The organism is Kribbella sp. CA-245084, assembly GCF_050942355.1.
GTDB lineage: Bacteria > Actinomycetota > Actinomycetes > Propionibacteriales > Kribbellaceae > Kribbella.
The window spans coordinates 8,032,475-8,051,789 of sequence record NZ_CP192053.1 but is presented as its reverse complement, the minus strand read 5'-3'; the positions used below and the strand labels follow the sequence as shown (position 1 = coordinate 8,051,789).

The window sequence follows — 19,315 nt, the reverse complement described above, 5'->3', positions numbered from 1 at the left end:
GAGGGGAGCGGCATGACGATCTTGGTGACAGGGGCGACCGGCAGTGTGGGTCGGTTGCTCGTGGATGAGTTGGTGTCGGCGGGCGCGCCGGTCCGGGCGCTGACCAACAACCCGGCTCGCGCGGCGCTGCCGGACGAGGTGGAGATCGCCCTCGGGTATCTCGGGACGCCTTCGACGCTGCCGGCTGCGCTGGCCGGCATCGACACGGTCTATCTCGCGCCGCTCCCGGCGTACGTCGACGACTTCGTCCGCTGCGCTCAGGAGGCTGGTGTGCGGCGAGTCGTCGTACTGTCCGGGGAGCCGGCTGAGTATGAGGCGCAAGGGGATCCGTCGGCGTGGCACTACTACCGGATCGAGCGTGCGATCGAGGCGGGTGGCTTCGACTGGACCTTCCTGCGGCCGGGGCAATTCATGAACAACACGCTCAGCTGGGCGCCGTCGATCAAGGCCGAGAGTGTCGTGCGAGCGCCCTACGCCGGGGCTGTGCAGACGCCGATCGACCTCGGGGACATCGCTGCGGTCGCGCGTGTGGTGCTGCTGTCGGAGCGCTTCAACGGCGAGAAGATCATGATGAGCGGGCCGGAGGCTCTGACGCCGCCGGAGGAAGTCGCGCAGATCGCGGAGGCGATCGGACGCGAGGTGCGCTTTGTCGAGCAGACGCCGCAGGAGTACCTCGACGAGCTTGCGCCGGCGATCGGGTTGGAGACCGCCCAGTGGTTGCTTGATGGCTTCCGGATGATGGCGGAGTATCCGATGAAGCCCGAACCGGCGGTGCCCGAGCTCATCGGCAGACCCGCGCTGACCTACCGCGCGTGGGCAGCCGCCAACGCCGCCGCCTTCCGCTGACTTGCTTGCAAGCTCGAACATGTGTTCGACTATATGGCATGAGATGGGCAGGTCAGCAAATCGACGTCGAGACCCCGGGCACGTTGCCGGGGCTCGGGTTGATCGCGGGCCTGGTTCGGTCGGTGACGACGCCGGAGTTCCAGGGCATCACGTTCCATGAGGTAGTCGCACGCTCCGCGCTGAACTCGGTGCCTGGCACGGGTCTGCCGTTCAACTGGACGGTCAATCCGTATCGCGGCTGCACGCACGCCTGCCGGTATTGCTTCGCCCGACCGACCCACAAGTATCTGGAACTCGACACCGGCGAGGACTTCGACCGGCAGATCGTGGTGAAGACCAACGTCGCCGACGTGCTCCGGCGCGAACTGGCGCGCCCGTCCTGGAGTCACGAACAAGTTGCCCTGGGCACCAATACCGATCCGTATCAACGCGCCGAGGGCCGCTACCGCCTGATGCCCGGAATCATCGAGGCGCTCGCCGCTTCCGGCACACCCCTGTCGGTCCTGACCAAAGGCACCTTGCTCCGCAGGGATCTGGATCTACTGTCTGCGGCTGCCTCCGAGGTGCGAGTCGGCATCGGCATCTCCTTGGCTCTAGGCGACGAAGAACTCCGCCGCCGCCTCGAGCCTGGTGTCCCTTCGGTCCGAGGTCGCCTGGACCTGATCCGGGCCATCCGCGACGCTGGCCTCCCGTGCGGCGTGATGGTCGCTCCCGTCCTCCCGTGGCTGACCGACTCAGCCGACCACCTGGACCACCTCTTCGGCCAACTGTCCGAAGCCGGCGCCACCGGCGTAACCACTCTCATCCTGCACCTACGCCCCGGCGTCAAAGACTGGTTCATGACCTGGCTGGCCCGCGACCACCCCGACCTCGTCTCCCGCTACGAGTCCCTCTACGCCCACGGCTCCTACGCCAGCCCCAGCTACCGCAAAGCCTTCGAAGACAAAGCCCGCCCCCTCCTCGACAAACACGGCTTCGGCCAAGGCTCCTCCCACCGCCCCAAACCCATCAACGGCATGCACCCCCAAGGCATCGTCGAAGCCCCCGGCCCCATCTCCGACTCCGGCTGGGGAGAACCCGACCCCACCACAGCCCGCTTCCGCTCCCCACCTTCGCGCCGACAACCACCCGCCACCCAGCCCCCAACCCAACAGCCGCTGTTCTGAACCCGCTATCGCCTCTGCGACTGCGAGACAATGGCGAGGCTCGCGCTGAGTGTTTGTGAGTAGCGCCTGCCGTTCTGTTCGTAGATGAACTTGACGCCATCCACTTTGAGTGGACGCTTGCTGGTGGTGACTCGGATATGCAGGTAGATGATCTTGTCGTCCGGAAACCTCTGTCCGGGTAGCAAAGTAAGGCCCTGCACACCGCTCGATACGCGGGTCGACGGATCGTAGGCAGAGCCACCGCCGGTGTCCCACGAGAGGGGGGCGCCGGCAATGAACACCTCTTTCTCGAAGAGCCGCGCCCCGATGAACGTGATGCCTTCCGGCGTGGTACCGGGCTGAAGGTCTTCCAGGGTCAGCGTCTCCGACGAGCGGTTGGTCATCGACGGCGTCATGTACCAGACCTCCTCGTTCACCAGAACGGTCGGCATACCGATCTCATAAGACCCGTCCTCGGCCCCGAAGGCGTCGCCCTGCCTGATCCGATTCAGATCCCCGGACCCCTGAACCACCAGCCCAACGCCCACGCTGGCCGCGACGACAACGGCGGCCGCTGTGATGACGTTTCTCCTTTTCACCCGTTCCCCCATCAGTAGGTGGAGAAGCTGTCAGTTCCCGTCCACCACGAGTGTCACCTCCTACGGAGGGCACGTCGATAACGTGTAAGGGCGCGTGCCTCGTCGACGACAAGTTCGCAGGAAGACGACGCTCGCAGTCACTTGGTTGGTTTGCCGCACGCGGCACGCCGCACGCCGCCGCCGGCCACACCGGCGCAAGCCGCGCCGCCTGCATGCCGCGCCGCCCACACGCTGCACTCCCGCCCGCACGCCACGGCCTGTACAGCTGTGCGCCATCGGCGCCGTGCAACGCTGCGCTGTCGCTTCCCGATGTTGCGCGCTGCGCGGTGCCAGTCGCACATGGCTGGGACGGCCCGTCGGACTAGCGGACGGCGGTTCGTCGGCCTATCGCAGTGCGCCGCCGCCCGCGTGCTGTCAGGCTCGCGAGGACGGCGCGGCTAAGCGAGTTTCATGTGCCGCTCGGCAGGGCGGTTTGCGTGCAGGCGTGGCGGTCGACCGTGCGGTAGCGCGCACGTCCGGCGGTAGCCGGAAAGGATGCGCCGGCGATAGCCGGAGGGTGGGTGGGGCGACGGCGTAGTGCGGCGACGAAGGAGTCGCGCGTAGTCCGGCGCGTGGGATGACTACCTTCCTCGACGCTCAGTGCTTACGGGAGGGTGAGGATTTGGGGGCCTTTGGGGGTGATGGCGACGGTGTGTTCGGCGTGGGCGCCTCGGGTGTGGTCGGCGGAGCGGAGGGTCCAGCCGTCTTCGTCGATGATGTAGGTGGAGCCGGGGCCGGACCAGAACCAGGGCTCGATGGCGAAGACGTGGCCGGCGCGGAGTTTGAGGCCTCGGCCGGGGCGGCCGCCGTTGGCGATATGGGGGTCTTCGTGCATGCGTCGGCCGACGCCGTGGCCGCCGAAGTCGAGGTTGGTGCCGACGCTGTCGCGCTTGCCGATACGCCCGATCGCGGCGCTGATGTCGCCGATGCGGTTGCCTTCGACGGCGGCGGCGATGCCCGCGGCGAGTGCTTCTTCGGTGGTCGCGATCAGCTCGAGGTCCTCGGGCCGCGGCGTACCGACGCTGAAGCTGGTCGCGGCGTCCGCGCACCAGCCGTTGATCGACGCACCGCAGTCGACGTTGAGGAGATCCCCGTCCTCCAGGCGAAGGTCACTCGGCAGCCCGTGCAGTACGGCGTCGTTCACCGACGTGCAGATCACCCCGCTGAACGGCGATGTCGCGAACCCCGGCTGGTACCCCTCGAACAAGGACACCGCCCCGGCGGAACGCAGTACGTCGCGAGCGACCTCATCGAGCTCGCGGAGCGAGACCCCGGCTGCGGCCTGCTTCTTCACCGCGGCTAGCGCAGTACCGACGACCCGCCCGGCCTCGCGCATCTGCTCGATCTCCGCCGCCGTCTTCAACTCGACCATCGTTTGCTTCCTCGTTCACGACTCGACTTCACCGGATAACTATACCGGTACTATTATCACACTCATGGTCCGACCACCTCTGTCCACCTGGGACCGCGAACGCGGTCGTCAGCTCGGCCGTCTGCTCCGCGAGGCGCGCGGCGAGCGCAGCATGGTCGAGGTGGCTGCGGCGTGCGGCGTCTCGGTCGACACGCTCCGCAAGATCGAGACCGGTCGCATCCCGACGCCGGCCCTGTTCACGGTGGCTGCTGTGGCCGCCACCCTCGAGATCTCCCTCGACGACCTCGTCGACGCGTGCCAGGACAGCCGGCCGGAAGGTAGAGCCAGCAGTTCCAATCTGATCGCGTAGGACACGATCGGATCTCCGTCCCAACCAAAGCCCCCGGTGCCGCGTCTTCATCGGCGACGAGGGGGTGGGGATGGCAGTACGACGACGTGCGGTGCTCGGGGGCATGCTGGCCGGCGCCGCGGCGATGGCGACGACCGGATGTATCGCGGATACCTACGCGGATACGACCGGCAGTCACGGTACGAAGACCGCGCAGGCGACAGAGCCGAAACAGGGCAACCAGCCCGATCGGATCACCGTGGTCGCGACTGGCGACGTACTGCTTCACGAACGTCTGTGGACCACGGCGAAACGTGATGGCAAGGGTGGGGACTGGGACTTCGCACCGCTGATGGGCAGCGTGAAACCCCTTGTGCAGAAGGCGGATCTCTCGATCGCGCATCTGGAGACCCCGCTCGCACCTGCCGGTGGTCCGTATCACGGTTACCCGCTCTTCCAAGGTCCGCCGCAGATCGCGACCGCGCTCAAGCAGACCGGGTACGACCTGTGCACGACCGCCAGCAACCACAGCTTCGACGGCGGCGCGAACGGGGTCGACCGGACCCTGAACACCTTGGAGAAGGTGGGTTTGAGGCATGCGGGTACGGCGCGGTCGCGGGCCGAGGCGGAGCAGACGACGATCATCGACGTCGGCGGGGTGAAGATCGCGTCGCTCAGTTTCACGTTCGGGTTCAACGGGTTGCCGTACCCGAACGGTCAGACCTGGCGCGCCGGCAAGATCGACGCGAAGACGATCGCCCGCAAGGCGCAGGAGGCGAAGGATCGCGGCGCCGATCTCGTCCTGGTCAGCTGCCATTGGGGTACCGAGTACTCGAGCAAGCTGAACGACCAGCAGCGGGAGGTCGCGCCGCAACTGCTTGCTGATAGCAACATTGATCTGGTGATCGGGCACCATGCGCATGTTGTGCAGCCGATGGAGCAGATTGACGGCAAGTGGGTCGCGTACGGTCTGGGCAATCTGGTGGCCGCGCATCGCGAACCCGAGAGCACGAAGGCCGAGGGGCTGCTTGTCCGCTTCACGTTCAAGCGTGACGGCGATCGGTGGTCGACCGAGCAGGCTGAGTTCGCGCCTCTGCTGATGACGGATGTGCTGCCGGTGCGGGTTCTCGACGTACGGCGTGAGCTCGCGAAGGGCACGTCCGTGGCGAAGAAGAGCCGGCTCGAGCTGGCGCAGCGGCGTACGACGGAGACGGTTCTGTCGCTCGGTGCGGCGCCGAAAATGCTTTGAGCTGTTGGGGTTCGACGGTCTAGGGTCCGTTGCATGATTACGTACTTCGTGATGGTCCGTCGTGCCCGGCTCCGGGCAGGCGAGGGGTGCCTGGGGATGGCATCCGCTCGATAGTCGTTGGGCCCAACGGGTTGTGGACGCGGCCGGGGTCAAACCCGGTGAGCTCGTTCTCGATGTCGGGGCCGGACTCGGTGCGCTGACTGCACCGCTGGTCCGGGCCGGCGCCCGGGTGGTCGCCGTCGAACTCCATCCCGGTCGTGCCGATCGGTTGCGGAAACGGTTCGCGGATGCGCCGGTGACGGTGGTCCGTGCCGATGCCGGCGATCTCCGGTTGCCGTCGCGGCCGTTCCGGGTGGTGTCCAGTCCGCCGTACAACATCTCTACGTTGCTGTTGAAGCGGTTGCTGGCGCCGGGTTCACGCCTGGTGTCGGCGGACCTCGTGCTCCAACGGCAGGTGGCGAACCGGTGGGCCCGCGGCGAGGCGCCGGGGGCGAACCGGTGGTTCCGCTACTACGACCCTTCTGTTGGGCTTCGCCTTCCCCGCAAGGCCTTTACCCCACCACCCCATGTCGATTCAGCAGTCCTCCAACTACGCAAACGCTAAAGAACCCGCCCCCTCGCTCCGCTCGGGGGCGGGGAGGGAGCGAGGGCCGCCAACTGCTGGCGGGGAGGGCAGGTATTTCACCCCTCTTCACCCGTTAGCCGTGCCAGGAGGTCCAGAGGGCGGCGTAGGAGCCTTGGCGGGCTACTAGGTCTTCGTGGCTGCCTAGTTCTGTTATTTGGCCGTCTTCTACTACTGCTACGCGGTCGGCGTCGTGGGCGGTGTAGAGGCGGTGGGCGATGGCGATGACTGTGCGGCCTTCTAGTACGGCGGCTAGCGAGCGTTCCATGTGGCGGGCGGCTCGGGGGTCGATGAGGGAGGTTGCCTCGTCGAGCACCAGGGTGTGTGGGTCGGCCAGGACCAACCGGGCTAGTGCCAGTTGCTGTGCCTGGGCAGGCGTTAGCGCGAGCTGGCCGGAGCCGACGCGGGTGTCCAGCCCGTCCGGTAGCGCCTGCGCCCACTCACGGGCGTCTACCGCTGCTAAGGCCTCCAACAGCTCGGCGTCGGACGCAAACGGGCGTGCCATCGACAGGTTGTCCCGGAGCGTGCCGACGAAGACGTGGTGTTCCTGGGTGACCAGTGCGACCTGCTTGCGGAGCTCATCCAGGGGCAGCTCCGTCATGCCGACACCGCCGACGGTCACCGAACCGGTCCGCGGCGGGTGGATGCCGGCGACCAACCGCCCCAGCGTCGACTTGCCGGCACCCGACGGCCCCACCATCGCGATCCGCTCACCCGGCTGAATGGTCAGGTCCACACCATGCAGTACGTCGCGACCATCGACGTACGAGAACCGCACGTCGCGCGCCTCGACCAACTCCGACGAAGGCTTCTGCCCCGACGGTGTCCGGTCATCCGGCACGTCGCTGATCCCCAGCAGCCGGGCGAACGCCGCACCGCCGGACTGAAGCTCGTCCAGCCAAGAGAGCAACCGGTCGACCGGATCGATCAGCTGGTTCACATACAGCACGGCAGCCGTCACCTCGCCGAGCGAGACATGACCATTGAGGTGCAGCCAACCCCCGAACAGCAGCGTGCCCACGACAGGCACGAGATAGCCCAGCTCGGCGACCGGGAAGTACACGGTCCGCAGGAACAACGTGTACCGCTCGGCAAGATACGACCCGCGGATGTCCACGTCCCCGCGCCGCACGCGATCGTCGTACCGCCGCAACGCCTCGACCGTCCGCGCACCCTCGACCGTCTCCGCGAGCGAGCTCGTCATCTGCGCGTACGCCGCGTTCTCGCGAAGATAACCGTCCTTAGCGCGACGCAGGTACCACTTCGTGCTCAGCCACAGCAGCGGAACCATCGCGACCAGCGGGACCAGCACCCACACACCGACGAGCACCGTCGCGACGGCCGTGAAGATCACGGTGACGAACGCGATGATCGTCTCCGGTACGGCGAACCGCACCGTCCGCGACAACGTGTCGACGTCCCGCGACGTCCGCGACAGCAGGTCACCGGTGCCGGCCCGCTCGACAGTGCCGATCGGCAGCGCCAGAGCGTTGTCGACGAACTCCTCACGGAGCTCGGCCAGGACCTGCTCGCCCAGCGCGAACGAGCGGTACCGCGCCCAGCGGGTCAGCAGCGACTGCGCGACGATGAAGACCGCGATCACCGCGATGACCTCGTTGACCTTCGCAGCGGTGGTGCCGTTCTGCACGTCCTCCACCAGGTCGCCGATGAGCCGTGGCGCCGCCAGCCCTGACACCGCCGCTAACACGTGCAGCACCAGTGCGATCAGCAGGTTGCGCGGGTGCCGCAGCGCCAGCCGGCGCGCATGCTGCCGGATCTCGGCCGGCCCGGCAACGGGCAGGATCTGCCTCATCGGAGGGCCTCCTCTTCTTCGGTCTGGCGGGTGACGGTACGGCGGTACTGCGGCTCGTTGTCGAGCAGGTCACGATGCTTGCCGGTGGCAACCACCCGGCCGGCGGCGACGAAGATGACCTCATCGACGCGGTCGAGCAGCAGGGGGCTCGCGGTCAGTACGACGGTGCTCCGGCCGGCTCGGTGGTCGCGCAGCCGTTCCGCGATCCGCGCCTCGGTGTGCGCGTCGACGGCCGAGGTCGGCTCGACCAGCACCAGCACGGACGGGTCCGCGAGCAGCGCGCGCACGAGCACCAGCCGCTGACGCTGACCACCGGAGAACGAGCGGCCCTTCTCCTCGACCTCGGAGTCGAGCCCGTCCGGCACTGCGACCAGTACGTCCTCGGCAGACGCCGTGAACAGCGCAGCCATCAGCTCGTCATCGGTACGGCGGCCGTCCGGGTCCAGCTCGGTCCGCAGTACGCCGGTGAACATCTGGGAGCCGGTGTCGCTCACAAGGATCCGCTCCCGCACAGCCGCTCGGGTAGCGCTGGCCAGCGTCACGCCGCCGTACCTGACCTCGCTGGCGTCGTCGTACCTTCCCAGGCGGTCCGCGAGCTCGGCGTAGCTGTCTGGCTCGGCGGACACGACTGCGGTGAGCAGTCCGTCACGCGCACGCACGCCGGAGACCGGATCGACCAGGTCGCCGTGGTCCGGCAGCGGCAGTGGCGCTGCGGGATCGGTGACGTCCGGCTCCAGCTTCAGCACGCGGATCACTCGGCCGGCCGCGACCAGCCCACGCATCAACTGGTTGGCGAAGTCCGTCGCCGTCCGGAGCGGCAGCACCAGGAACGTCGCATACCCATAGAAGGCCACGAGCGACCCGGCGCTCAGGTCGCCCCGCAGTGCGAAGTGCGCACCCAGGCCGACCACGAGCACCACGAAGATGCCTGGCAGCAGCACCTGGGCAGCGTCCAGCATCGACTGGATGCCGGCGACGCGCACACCCGCCTTCCGCACCTCCTGCGACTCACTCCGGTACCGCCGGGAGAACGACTCCTCACCGCCGATACCGCGCAGCACCCGCAGCCCGGCCACGATGTCCGAACCCAACGAGTTCAGCTCGCCGACCGCCTCGCGCTGCGCGGACTGCCGCCGGTGCAGCGGCCGCAGCATCGGCCCGAGGCAGAAGAGCATGATCGGTACGCCGATGAGCACCACCAGGCCGAGCGTCGTCGACGACGAGAGCAGGATCGCCGCGACCACGACGAACGCGACGATCGCGCCGGAGAAGCGGGCCGAGACCTCCATCAGGTTCCCGACGTAGGCGAGGTCGCCGGCACCGACGCTGACCACCTCACCGGTAGCCAGGTGCTTCGGCAGGGTCGCTCCGAGGTGGGCCGACTTCCGCGTCACCACCTGGACGGTCCGGTACGCCGCCATCAGCCAGTTCGTCACCGCGAACCGGTGCCGCATGATGCCGGCCAGCGCCTGCACCACACCGACCGCGAACAGCAGCGCGGTCCACCGCAGCAGCCGCTCGCCGTCCTGCGCCGCGATGCCCTCGTCGATCGCCCGCCCGAGGATCGCCGGGATGAACGCCTGCGCTCCCATCCACAGAATGCCGAAGGCCATCCCGCCGGCGAGCGTGCGGGCCTGACCGCCGGCGACCCACCACAGGTAGCGGGCCGGCGAACGATGATTCGGGACGCCTGGATCGGCGAGAGGAAGTTGTCTCATGTCCCCCTCAGGCTAGGTCGCGGCTCCGACACTCCGCATGCGAATTACTCGCGTCTGTGGACCCCCACGCATGGGCCTGACGGTGACGGTCGGTAGACCTTCACCTTGCGTTGGGCAACGGGTTCCCGCCGGGCAATGTCCGGCCCCTGTCCTGGATCCATGTTGGTGATCGCGCATCGGGGAGCGAGTGGCTACCGCCCGGAACACACGCCGGCGGCCTATCGGCTGGCCGCGGCACAGGGCGCCGACTACCTGGAACCTGACCTGGTCGCGACTCTCGACGGCGTCCTGGTTTGCCGGCACGAGAACGAGATCTCGAGTACGACGGACGTCGCCGAGCACCCGGTCTTCGCGGACCGGAAGATCACCAAGATCGTTGACGGGACAGCAGTCACCGGCTGGTTCGTCGAGGACTTCACACTCGCCGAGCTACGCACGCTACGCGCGCGGGAACGGATGCCCGCGCTCCGGGCGAACAACACGGCGTACGACGGTTTGGAAGCGATCCCCACCTTCGACGAGGTGGTCGAGCTGGCGCGGCGGGAGTCGGCGCGGCTCGGTCATCCGATCGGGGTGATCCCCGAGATCAAGCACCCGGCGTACTTCCGGCGGCTCGGACTGCCGCTGGAGGAGCTGCTGACGGAGCGGATCCTGGCGCTCGGACTGTGCGACGACGAGATCATGGTGCAGTCGTTCGAGCCGACGAGCCTGCGACGGCTGGCGGTGATGACGCGGGTGCCGCTGGTGCAGCTGATCGACTCGGAGAGCGCTCCGAACGACTTCCTGCGCACCGGTGACGGTCGCACGTACGCCGACCTGATCGAGCCGGCCGGGCTGCGGGAGATAGCGACGTACGCTCAGGTGCTGGCGCCGCACAAGGACCTGGTCATTCCGCGTACTGCGGACGGTTGTCTGGGGGAGCCGACCCGTCTGGTGGAGCAGGCTCACCGCGTCGGTCTGGCTGTGCAGGTGTGGACGTTCCGCGCGGAGCGCCGCTTCCTGCCTACTGCCACCGACTACTCGACAGAGCTGAAGCGATTCGCCGCTCTGGGGCTGCAGGGGGTCTTCGCCGACCACCCGGACCAGGCGCTGGCTGCGCTGCGCAAGCCGGCACTGAAGGTCTAGACAGCTGCAGGCGGGGTGACCGCCGCTGCGGTCACCCCGCCGGGCTCTCTGCGCCTTCTACAGGCGCAGAGTGAGTCATGCGGCCGGGGGCTTGTTGTTGGTAGTGGTGTCGTCGTAGATGCGAGAGGCGATGTCGTTCTCGGTCGAGTCGTGCTGCTGGTTCTGGTTGACCGACTGCTGAACGTTCTGCCACACGGCCTTGCCGTCGGACTCCGGGATCACGATCCACGCCACCGCGTAGCCGATCATCGCGGCGCCGCCGGTGATGAGGGTGAGGCCCACCCAGCCGAGGCGGACCAGGGTCACGTCGACGTTGAGGTACTCGGCGATGCCGCCGGAGACTCCGGAGAGCATCCGCTGGTTCGAGGAACGACGGAGGACCTTGCCGGACAGGTTCTGGAACGGTGCGTTGGAGTTCGTCATGGCTCCACTGTCCCGTTTCCGCACCGTTCACGGCATCCGGATCCGTACCGACCGACCCCTGATCCACCCCTGACGACTTTCGCTATCGGAGCACGCCGCCGGCACTCACACTTAGGGCTGTGGAGCCCTTGCGCACCAGTCGGACCCGCGGCGTTCTGGCATCGGCTGCCGCCGCGATCACTGTGCTGGCCGTGATCGGTGTGACCAACGCACTGAGCTCCAACGGCAGCGGGACTCTGATCACCACCCCTGAACCGCCCCCAGGGCCGGTGGCGATGCGGATGGTCGGCTACGGGCACGCGGCGATCGCCGTACCGAAGGTGTGGGGTACGAACGCCTCTCGCTGCGGTATCCCGCACCGCGACACCGTGCTGATCGACGATCCGGCCGCGGCGTCGTACTGCGACCTGCCGCGTCCGCCGGACGTCGACAGCGTGGAGCTGGGCACCGACCCGCCGAGCGGCTTCCGGGTCGACGAGACGTTCACCTTGAACGGAGTACCGGCTGAGCGCCGTCGGACTACCTGTGCCAGCGACGGAGTGTGCTGGGGCGCAGTGGGCCTGCCGTCGTTGCACGTCTGGTTCCGTGCCTCATCGTCCACCAGTGCGGGCGAGGTGAACGAGATCCTCGCGCGGATCGAGATCCTGCCGGACCGGGTCGGCGTACCGAGCTCGCGGTCGCTGGACGACGGCCGCGACGGTACGGCGTACGCGGAGCGCCTCCGGGAGTTGGGGCTCAAGACGGAGATCAGCACCAGGACGTCAACGGTCTACAAGCCCGGTCGCCTGGTCAGCATCTCCCCGTCTCCCGGAACGCTCCTGAGCCCAGGCGAAACAGTCACCCTGACAGTGATCAAGTAGAGGGAACCTGCGGCGGCCATCACCCTGTCTGTACGGGTGAGGAGGGGGTATGGACGACTTCAGTGAGTACGTGACCGCGCGCTGGCCCACGCTGGTCCGCAGCGCGGTACTGCTCGGCTGTACTCCGCCTGAAGCCGAAGACCTCGTCCAGACCGCACTGGAGCGCTGCCTGGTCAAGTGGAACCGGGTCCGCGCCGCCGACGACCGCGACGCGTACGTGCACCGGGTGCTGGTCAACTGCTTCCGCTCCTCCAGACGGCGCCGCTGGCACGGAGAGCGACCGTCCGCAGTGCTACCTGAACGCGCCGACGTCGATCCGACTGCTGGTATCGACGAAGCGGACGCCGTGATGCGCGCACTCGACGGACTGCCCGACGACCAAAGGACAGCCGTCGTACTGCGGTACTACGCGCACCTGACCGAACTACAGATGGCGACTGTCCTGGGCGTAGCCGCAGGCACGGTCAAGAGCCGCCTGTCCCGTGCAGTGAAGGCCCTCGCACAGGACCCACATCTTGCAGAACTGCGAGACCCCCGATGAAGCTGACAGACCTACTGGAACGCACTGCCGAGCAAACCCCGGTCGGCCCACCCCCACTGGACACTCTGTACGCCGGAGCAGCCCGCCGACGCCACCGCCGTACTGCGGGAGTCGTCGCCGCGGCCGTAGTTGCCGTCGGGGCTGTCATCGGTGCATCGACCCTGCTGACCTCTCGCACGCCGACCGTCACCTCGCCAACTCCTGTCCCGCCCGCGATGAGAATGGTCGGATTCGGCCACGCTGCGATCTCCGTCCCGGCAGACTGGCCGACCAACAGGAGCCAGTGCGGTACTCCGATGCAGGACACGGTCCAGATCGACGACCCGAGCGCCATGCTGCTCTGCATGGCGTTCCGTCCCGCCGGGGTCGAGAGCGTGAGCCTGTACTACGGCAGTCCGCGGGCCGAGTTCCGTGCCGATGAGACGTTCCAGATCGGCGGAGTACGCGCCGAGCGGCAGCGGACCACCTGCTCGATGTCCAACTACCCGAAGGCCAACACGACGACCTGCAGCAGCACCGTCAGCATCCCGTCCCTCAGGGTGTGGTTCCGCGCCGAGTCGTCCACGAGTGCCGCGGAGGTCGACCGCATGCTGGCGCGGATCGCGATCGTGACGGACCGGACCGGCGTGCCGAGCTTCGAGGCGCTCCGGGCGGGCATCAACGGGCCGCCGGGGACGGCGTACGCCGCTCTGCTTCGGCAGGTCGGGCTGAAGGCCCAGTTCCACACGGTCAAGTCGCCCAACTACACCGCTGGGCTGGTGCTGAAGGTGTCACCGGCTCCGGGCACGATGCTGAAGCCGGGTGCGACCGTGACGGTGACTGTCACGGGCTGAGGAAACTGTCGGTGGGGGTGCCTAGCGTTGGGGTATGGATGCGCAGGCGGTGGTGAAGGTGATGGCGGGGTTGCCGGGCGCCGAGGAGCACGAGGGATGGGCGGGGCAGCCGGTCTTCAAGGTCCGCAACAAGAGCTTCGCCTACATGTCCGAGGACCAGACGCACCTGCACCTGAAGGCTCTCCGGGAGGAGCAGGAGGCGCTGGTCGCGGAGGATCCGGAGGCGTATTCGCCGTCCTGGGCAGGTGGTCGGTTCGCCTGGGTGCTCATCCGGCTCGACCTGGCCGACGGCGAGGAGCTGCAGGAGCTCATCACCGAGGCCTACCGCCTCACCGCCCCGAAGTATCTGGTTGCCCAGCTGAGCGCCTGACCAGGACCCACTGCGGGCTGGTGCGACTGACCTCGGTGAAGCCGGCGCTGAGGTAGACCGACAGCGGGCCGCGGTACAGGTCGGCGGACGGGATCCGGCCCGTGGTGGCGGTGTCGACGGCGCAGGCCTCGACGGTGGAGGCGCCGTACGAGCGGGCCAGCTCCACAGCGCCGAGCACCAGCTCGCCAGCGACGCCCTGGCGGCGGTTGCCGACCGGTACGACGAAGCAGGTGATCACCCAGGCGTCCGGGTGGTCGGTGCGCCAGTTGGGTGAGGCGATGACACGCGGGTACGCCGTACGCGGGGCGACTGCACACCAGCCGATCGGCGTACCTCCGTCGTACGCGAGGACACCGGGCGGCTGCTCAGCGGTGCAAACCTGCTGTTTGAGGCCTTCGCGGTTGGCGGCGGGGCTGTTGTCCGACCACGCCTTGCCTCGGAGGCGGAAGTACTGGCAGAAGCAGCGGGACGGGTCGCCGCGCTCACCCATCACCGTCGCTAGGTCGAGCCAGGAGTCCGGGCCGGCCGGACGCAGCGTCACCATGGGTTCACCGTAGCCGGGGTCCGGCTTGCACTCGTTGGGGTCGAGTGCTAATACTTGGTTAGCACTCCAAGGGCGAGAGTGATAAGTGCTCGCGCCCCGGGAGTGTGCAAGAAGACGGCCTCGATGAGGTGCCGGAGCGCGGCGGGACATGAGCGTCGCGGGTCGGTGCCGTCCGTCGCGGGCATCCGGGCCGGCTGGACCACAAAGACTCGACGCGGGAGGACTCGCGGAGAATGCCCAAGCTGATTGCTTTCGATGAAGAGGCGCGCCGTGGCCTCGAGCGAGGGATGAACACCCTCGCCGATGCCGTCAAGGTGACGCTCGGCCCGAAGGGCCGCAATGTCGTGCTGGAGAAGAAGTGGGGCGCCCCCACGATCACCAACGACGGCGTCTCCATCGCCAAGGAGATCGAGCTCGAGGACCCGTACGAGAAGATCGGGGCCGAGCTCGTCAAGGAAGTTGCCAAGAAGACCGACGATGTCGCCGGTGACGGCACCACGACGGCCACCGTGCTGGCCCAGGCTCTCGTCCGCGAGGGTCTGCGCAACGTCGCGGCCGGCGCCAACCCGATGGGCCTGAAGAAGGGCATCGAGAAGGCGACCGAGGCCGTCAGCGAGCAGCTGCTGTCGCTCGCGAAGCCGGTCGAGACCCGCGAGCAGATCGCGGCGACCGCGTCCATCTCGGCCGCGGACACCCAGGTCGGCTCGATCATCGCCGAGGCGATGGACAAGGTCGGCAAGGAAGGCGTCATCACCGTCGAGGAGAGCAACACCTTCGGCCTCGAGCTCGAGCTCACCGAGGGTATGCGCTTCGACAAGGGCTACATCTCGCCGTACTTCGTGACCGACACCGACCGGATGGAAGCGGTTCTCGACGACCCGTACATCCTGATCGTCAACAGCAAGATCTCGAGCATCAAGGACCTGGTCCCGGTGCTGGAGAAGGTCATGCAGACCGGCAAGCCGCTGGCCATCATCGCCGAGGACATCGAGGGCGAGGCGCTGGCGACCCTGGTCGTCAACAAGATCAAGGGCACCTTCAAGGCCGTCGCCGTCAAGGCGCCGGGCTTCGGTGACCGCCGCAAGGCCATGCTGGTCGACATCGCCGTCCTCACCGGCGGCGAGGTGATCTCCGAGGAGGTCGGTCTCAAGCTGGACACGGTCGACCTGGAGCTGCTCGGCCAGGCCCGCAAGATCGTCGTCACCAAGGACGAGGCGACCATCGTCGAGGGCGAGGGCGACGCGGACCAGATCGGCGGCCGGGTCAACCAGATCCGCGCCGAGATCGAGAAGTCGGACTCCGACTACGACCGCGAGAAGCTGCAGGAGCGCCTGGCCAAGCTGGCCGGCGGTGTTGCGGTGATCAAGGTCGGCGCGGCCACCGAGGTCGAGCTGAAGGAGCGCAAGCACCGCATCGAGGACGCCGTTCGCAACGCGAAGGCGGCCGTCGAGGAGGGCATCGTCGCCGGTGGCGGCGTGGCTCTGCTGCAGGCGTCCGTCGCGGCGTTCGAGAAGCTGGAGCTCGAGGGTGACGAGGCGACCGGTGCGCAGATCGTGCGCTCGGCCGTCGAGGCTCCGCTCAAGCAGATCGCCGTGAACGCCGGCCTCGAGGGCGGCGTCGTGGTGGAGAAGGTTCGCAACCTCGAGCCGGGTCACGGTCTGAACGCCGCGACCGGTGAGTACGTGGACCTGATCAAGACCGGCATCATCGACCCGGCCAAGGTGACGCGCTCCGCGCTGCAGAACGCAGCGTCGATCGCGGCCCTGTTCCTCACCACCGAGGCCGTCATCGCCGACAAGCCGGAGAAGGCCTCGGCCGCTCCGGGCGGCGCGCCCGACATGGGCGGCATGGACTTCTGACCTGAAGTCCGACAGCACACGCAGTACAAACAAGCGGTCCCGAGCCCCGGCTCGGGACCGCTTGCTCGTGTCGCGGCACGAGTCGTGGCGCTTGGTCGGTGCCCGGTCCCGCGAGTCGTGAATCCTGGCTGCATTTCGTCGCCGAATTTCACGACTCGGCGATATGGGCTCAAGCCGTTTACCACGACTCGACGGGTCGGTTAGGTGCCGGTTATTAGGTGGTGAGCCAGGAGAGGGGAGAAGGTTCGGGTGGGGAGGGTGGGGGTTTGGCCGCAGAGGCCGTCGGATTCGCCGGGGGTGCGGAGCCAGAGGGTGAGGTCTACCGGGGAGGTGGACTTGGCGGGGGGAGTGCCTAGTTTGCGGGCGGGTGGGTTGCAGGAGCTGCCGTCGGAGCCGTTGCCGTTGCGGCTGGTGTCGACGATGAAGTGGGACCCGCCCCCGAGCGCCTGCAGGATCGCCGTGCCGCGGCTGACCGACTCGGACGTCGTGAAGTAGTTCGCAGTGTTCAGTGCGAAGCCGCGGACCTTGCCGACGTCGGCTAGTCGCAGCCGCCGAGCTATCTCCTTCGCGTCGCCGGACGCCACGTTCCCCGCGTCCAGGTACACCCAGGTGTTCACGTTCTTCACCGCGAGCAGCCCCACGGCGTACTTCAGCATCGCGATCCGCCCGTCCCATTCCGCCGGCGGGAAGCAGTCGAGTCGCGCCAGCGCATCCGGCTCGAGTACGACGACGGCCGGCCGTACGCCGATGCCGTCGGACAGGCCCGCGATCCAAGCCCGGTACGCCGCCTCAGTCGCCGCCCCACCGCCGACGCCGCACGGTCCGCCGGGCAGGTTGTCCGCGACGAGCACCGGCAGCTTGTCGGCCCGGTCCGCAGCCATCGTGTACGCCGCAACCGCCGCCTTCACGTCCCCGCTCCACGTGCCGAACCATCGGGCCGACGCCTGACCGGCGATCTTCGACGCGAGCTCGGTGTCCTCGGGATGCAGCCGTACGTACGCCGCCGCGGCTGAGCCGGGGTCGACGTAGAACCCGTTGGTCAGCTTCAGCGGATCGCCGGTCGCCTCGGCCAGCCCGGTATCGGGCCGGCCGAAGGCGACCAGCGCGGCGGACAACAACAGACCGGCAGCTACCAAACGGCCAGCACGGCCAGCACGGCCAGCACTGCCAGTACGGCCAGCACGACGGCCGGCACGGCCAGTACGGCGGCCGGCACGACCAGTACGACGGCCGGCACGGCCAGTACGACGGCTGGCACGGCCAAGAGCACTAGCACGGCCCGGTCGCGGAGTCGGCATCGGTGAGGCGTCCTTCCGTCCATGGAGTGATCACTCAACGTGCCGACGAGACTACTCTCAGGGTTTCAGCTGTTCTCGTCGACCTCGCAGAACGAGGCGTAGTGGTCGCCGGTGTAGTAGAGGTGCTCGGGGTCGGTCGTCGCGCCGCCGCCGATCAGCCGGCGGGCGCCGCGGTCGGACGAGCCGGGCGTCTTCACGGTGTACTCGTGGTAGTGGCTGCTCGACTCGTCGGGCAGGATGCCCTCCCGGTTCTGGAAGACGGTCCCGTCCTGCCGGTACGGGAACGGTCCGCCGGAGTGGATCAGGCCGAGCGTGTCGGCGGCCTGCGAAGGCAGGGAGCTGAGCGCGCAGCTATCGATCGCCGCAGGAGCAGAAGCAGCGACGACGTAAGTGACGGAGGTCGGGGCGGTGGCTGGGGCGGTGGCTGGGGCGGTGGTTGGGGCGGCGTAGGCCGTGGAGCCGAAGGCGGCGGTGGTCGCCAGGACCACGGCGGCGATGAGGGTTCTCATGTCTGGCACGCTTCCCAGATAATCAAACGTTCGTACATCCCAGGTGTGAATAACAGGTGGACTATGACCCCATCGCCCGCTTAGAGTCTGGCCCGGCGAGACCAGCCTTGGAGTGGAAGGAGCGACCGATGAGCACACCGATTTGTTTCCCGGCGCACCCGGTCCGCTCCCACAGCTCGCACTGAGCGGATCCGCGCCTCCTGCTGGAGGATCTGTGACGATTCGCAACACCGTCGAGGCCGATCTCGACACCATCCATGCTCTGATCGAGCAGAAGTCCGTCAACATCACCAACCCCGACGGGTACGACGAGTACGTCGCCGCCGGCATGTACCGCGACGAGTGGACCTGGGTCGTCGAGGAGGACGGCAAAATCCAGGCGCTCGCGATCTGGTGGGGCCGCGACGTCGACGAGCACCCGTACAGCATCGACGGCCTGTACTACGTCGGCGACGGCGACCCGGCGCCGGTGTGGACCGCCCTGATCAAGCACGCCATCGCGGCGCGCCCGGACGGCTTCGAGCCGCCGGAGTACCACTTCTTCCTCGATGCCGACTGGCAGGACGATCCCGCGGTGGTCGCCGAACTCGAGCCGCGTGCCCAGGCGGCCGCGGCGGCCGGGCTGACCGCGGTCACCGATCGGCTGCGGTACGAGTGGCGGTCGGAGTACGGGCTGCCGAAGCGGTCGACGCGGCTGCGGTTCGAGCCGGCCGACGACGAGGCGTTCGTCGACGTGTTCGCCCGGGTCAGTCAGGGCAGCCTGGACGCCGCGACCGCACGCGAGATCGCACGGCTCGGCGTCGAGGGCGCGGCCCGCGCCGACCTCGAGTCGTACAAGTCGATGCAGGGCGACCGATCGTGGTGGCGGCTCGCGTACGACGCCGAGGACGACCTGGTCGGGTTCGCGATGCCGTCGGCCAACGCGGGCGGCCCGGTGGTCGGGTACATCGGGGTCGTGCCGGAGCACCGCGGACAGGGGTACGTCGACGACCTGCTGGCCGAGATCACCCACGTACTGGCCGAGACCGGTGCGGAGCGGATCCGCTCGGACACCGACTTCGGCAACGTGCCGATGGCGAAGTCCTTTGTCCGGCAGGGATACCGGAACTTCGCAGTCCGCCGGGTGCTCTCTTTCCCGGAGAGCTGAACTCGCCCGGCCGAGGTGCAGACGAGCGACGACCTCGCGCCCTATGCTCCCTGACATGTCAGATAGCTCCGGGGG

General features: G+C 68.0%; 21 protein-coding genes. 12 read left to right on the top strand and 9 right to left on the bottom strand.

The window, feature by feature from the left end; all coding sequences use genetic code 11:
* Nucleotides 1-12 precede the first annotated feature (12 nt).
* Together ACQPYH_RS38505 and ACQPYH_RS38500 are read left to right on the top strand one after the other, a co-directional pair.
* Nucleotides 13-846 carry an NAD(P)H-binding protein gene (locus ACQPYH_RS38505; RefSeq protein ID WP_432882004.1) on the top strand — a complete coding sequence of 278 codons (834 nt, stop codon included), beginning with the start codon at nucleotides 13-15 and terminating at the stop codon, nucleotides 844-846.
* 38 nt (nucleotides 847-884) lie between these two features.
* Nucleotides 885-2,012 carry an Rv2578c family radical SAM protein gene (locus tag ACQPYH_RS38500; RefSeq protein WP_432882001.1) on the top strand — a complete coding sequence of 376 codons (1,128 nt, stop codon included), beginning with the start codon at nucleotides 885-887 and terminating at the stop codon, nucleotides 2,010-2,012.
* A 5-nt stretch (nucleotides 2,013-2,017) separates the two neighbouring features.
* Here ACQPYH_RS38500 and ACQPYH_RS38495 read toward each other — a convergent pair whose 3' ends face one another.
* Together ACQPYH_RS38495 and map are read right to left on the bottom strand one after the other, a co-directional pair.
* Nucleotides 2,018-2,602, bottom strand: a complete 585-nt coding sequence (locus tag ACQPYH_RS38495; RefSeq protein ID WP_432881999.1) for a hypothetical protein — start codon at nucleotides 2,600-2,602, stop codon at nucleotides 2,018-2,020.
* 631 nt (nucleotides 2,603-3,233) lie between these two features.
* Nucleotides 3,234-4,001 carry a type I methionyl aminopeptidase gene (gene map, locus ACQPYH_RS38490; RefSeq protein WP_432881996.1) on the bottom strand — a complete coding sequence of 256 codons (768 nt, stop codon included), beginning with the start codon at nucleotides 3,999-4,001 and terminating at the stop codon, nucleotides 3,234-3,236.
* A gap of 64 nt (nucleotides 4,002-4,065) precedes the next feature.
* Here map and ACQPYH_RS38485 point away from each other — a divergent pair, with 64 nt between their 5' ends.
* The 3 genes from ACQPYH_RS38485 to ACQPYH_RS38475 all read left to right on the top strand — a co-directional run bounded on the left by ACQPYH_RS38485 (nucleotide 4,066) and on the right by ACQPYH_RS38475 (nucleotide 6,182).
* Nucleotides 4,066-4,350, top strand: coding sequence for a helix-turn-helix domain-containing protein (locus ACQPYH_RS38485; RefSeq protein WP_432881993.1), 285 nt, complete (start codon nucleotides 4,066-4,068; stop codon nucleotides 4,348-4,350).
* Between the two features lie 70 nt (nucleotides 4,351-4,420).
* Nucleotides 4,421-5,578 (top strand): CapA family protein, encoded by a 1,158-nt coding sequence (locus ACQPYH_RS38480; RefSeq protein ID WP_432881991.1) that lies wholly within the window; start codon nucleotides 4,421-4,423, stop codon nucleotides 5,576-5,578.
* A gap of 61 nt (nucleotides 5,579-5,639) precedes the next feature.
* On the top strand, nucleotides 5,640-6,182 hold the full coding sequence (locus ACQPYH_RS38475) for an rRNA adenine N(6)-methyltransferase family protein (RefSeq protein WP_432881988.1): 543 nt from the start codon (nucleotides 5,640-5,642) through the stop codon (nucleotides 6,180-6,182).
* Between the two features lie 94 nt (nucleotides 6,183-6,276).
* On the opposite strand, the gene ACQPYH_RS38470 is transcribed toward ACQPYH_RS38475, so the two are convergent.
* Both ACQPYH_RS38470 and ACQPYH_RS38465 read right to left on the bottom strand, forming a co-directional pair.
* A complete protein-coding gene (locus ACQPYH_RS38470) occupies nucleotides 6,277-8,013 on the bottom strand; it encodes an ABC transporter ATP-binding protein (RefSeq protein WP_432881985.1) in 1,737 nt (578 codons plus the stop codon).
* Nucleotides 8,010-9,731: an ABC transporter ATP-binding protein gene (locus ACQPYH_RS38465; RefSeq protein WP_432881983.1), complete on the bottom strand. Its 1,722-nt coding sequence runs from the start codon at nucleotides 9,729-9,731 to the stop codon at nucleotides 8,010-8,012. The genes ACQPYH_RS38470 and ACQPYH_RS38465 overlap by 4 nt, the downstream gene beginning before the upstream one ends.
* A 159-nt stretch (nucleotides 9,732-9,890) precedes the next feature.
* Between ACQPYH_RS38465 and ACQPYH_RS38460 the strand changes: the two genes are divergently transcribed.
* A complete protein-coding gene (locus ACQPYH_RS38460) occupies nucleotides 9,891-10,856 on the top strand; it encodes a glycerophosphodiester phosphodiesterase (RefSeq protein ID WP_432881981.1) in 966 nt (321 codons plus the stop codon).
* 75 nt (nucleotides 10,857-10,931) lie between these two features.
* Here ACQPYH_RS38460 and ACQPYH_RS38455 read toward each other — a convergent pair whose 3' ends face one another.
* The gene (locus ACQPYH_RS38455; protein ID WP_130441236.1) at nucleotides 10,932-11,279 is read right to left on the bottom strand and encodes a PspC domain-containing protein; all 348 of its coding nucleotides are present in this window, start codon (nucleotides 11,277-11,279) and stop codon (nucleotides 10,932-10,934) included.
* Nucleotides 11,280-11,398: 119 nt separating this feature from the next.
* Between ACQPYH_RS38455 and ACQPYH_RS38450 the strand changes: the two genes are divergently transcribed.
* From ACQPYH_RS38450 to ACQPYH_RS38435, 4 genes are read left to right on the top strand one after another with little or no spacing between them, the layout of a single operon-like run.
* Nucleotides 11,399-12,139 (top strand): PASTA domain-containing protein, encoded by a 741-nt coding sequence (locus ACQPYH_RS38450; protein ID WP_432881979.1) that lies wholly within the window; start codon nucleotides 11,399-11,401, stop codon nucleotides 12,137-12,139.
* Between the two features lie 49 nt (nucleotides 12,140-12,188).
* Entirely contained in the window at nucleotides 12,189-12,680 is a 492-nt protein-coding gene (locus ACQPYH_RS38445) for a SigE family RNA polymerase sigma factor (RefSeq protein WP_432881976.1), read from the top strand.
* On the top strand, nucleotides 12,677-13,513 hold the full coding sequence (locus ACQPYH_RS38440) for a PASTA domain-containing protein (protein WP_432881974.1): 837 nt from the start codon (nucleotides 12,677-12,679) through the stop codon (nucleotides 13,511-13,513). Before ACQPYH_RS38445 ends, ACQPYH_RS38440 begins: the two co-directional genes overlap by 4 nt.
* Before the next feature lie 34 nt (nucleotides 13,514-13,547).
* Nucleotides 13,548-13,883: an MmcQ/YjbR family DNA-binding protein gene (locus ACQPYH_RS38435; RefSeq protein ID WP_432881971.1), complete on the top strand. Its 336-nt coding sequence runs from the start codon at nucleotides 13,548-13,550 to the stop codon at nucleotides 13,881-13,883.
* On the opposite strand, the gene ACQPYH_RS38430 is transcribed toward ACQPYH_RS38435, so the two are convergent.
* Nucleotides 13,843-14,427 (bottom strand): GNAT family N-acetyltransferase, encoded by a 585-nt coding sequence (locus ACQPYH_RS38430; protein ID WP_432881968.1) that lies wholly within the window; start codon nucleotides 14,425-14,427, stop codon nucleotides 13,843-13,845. The genes ACQPYH_RS38435 and ACQPYH_RS38430 overlap by 41 nt on opposite strands.
* Before the next feature lie 233 nt (nucleotides 14,428-14,660).
* Between ACQPYH_RS38430 and groL the strand changes: the two genes are divergently transcribed.
* Nucleotides 14,661-16,286: a chaperonin GroEL gene (gene groL, locus ACQPYH_RS38425; protein WP_432881965.1), complete on the top strand. Its 1,626-nt coding sequence runs from the start codon at nucleotides 14,661-14,663 to the stop codon at nucleotides 16,284-16,286.
* Nucleotides 16,287-16,486: 200 nt separating this feature from the next.
* On the opposite strand, the gene ACQPYH_RS38420 is transcribed toward groL, so the two are convergent.
* From ACQPYH_RS38420 to ACQPYH_RS38410, 3 genes are all read right to left on the bottom strand, one after another.
* Nucleotides 16,487-17,422, bottom strand: a complete 936-nt coding sequence (locus ACQPYH_RS38420) for a glycoside hydrolase family 6 protein (RefSeq protein ID WP_432881962.1) — start codon at nucleotides 17,420-17,422, stop codon at nucleotides 16,487-16,489.
* Nucleotides 17,416-17,550, bottom strand: coding sequence for a hypothetical protein (locus ACQPYH_RS38415; RefSeq protein ID WP_432881959.1), 135 nt, complete (start codon nucleotides 17,548-17,550; stop codon nucleotides 17,416-17,418). Before ACQPYH_RS38415 ends, ACQPYH_RS38420 begins: the two co-directional genes overlap by 7 nt.
* Nucleotides 17,551-17,649: 99 nt before the next feature.
* Nucleotides 17,650-18,093: a ribonuclease domain-containing protein gene (locus ACQPYH_RS38410; protein ID WP_432881956.1), complete on the bottom strand. Its 444-nt coding sequence runs from the start codon at nucleotides 18,091-18,093 to the stop codon at nucleotides 17,650-17,652.
* A gap of 214 nt (nucleotides 18,094-18,307) precedes the next feature.
* On the opposite strand from ACQPYH_RS38410, the gene ACQPYH_RS38405 reads away from it, so the two are divergent.
* The gene (locus ACQPYH_RS38405; RefSeq protein WP_432881954.1) at nucleotides 18,308-19,240 is read left to right on the top strand and encodes a GNAT family N-acetyltransferase; all 933 of its coding nucleotides are present in this window, start codon (nucleotides 18,308-18,310) and stop codon (nucleotides 19,238-19,240) included.
* The last annotated feature ends 75 nt before the right edge of the window (nucleotides 19,241-19,315 follow it).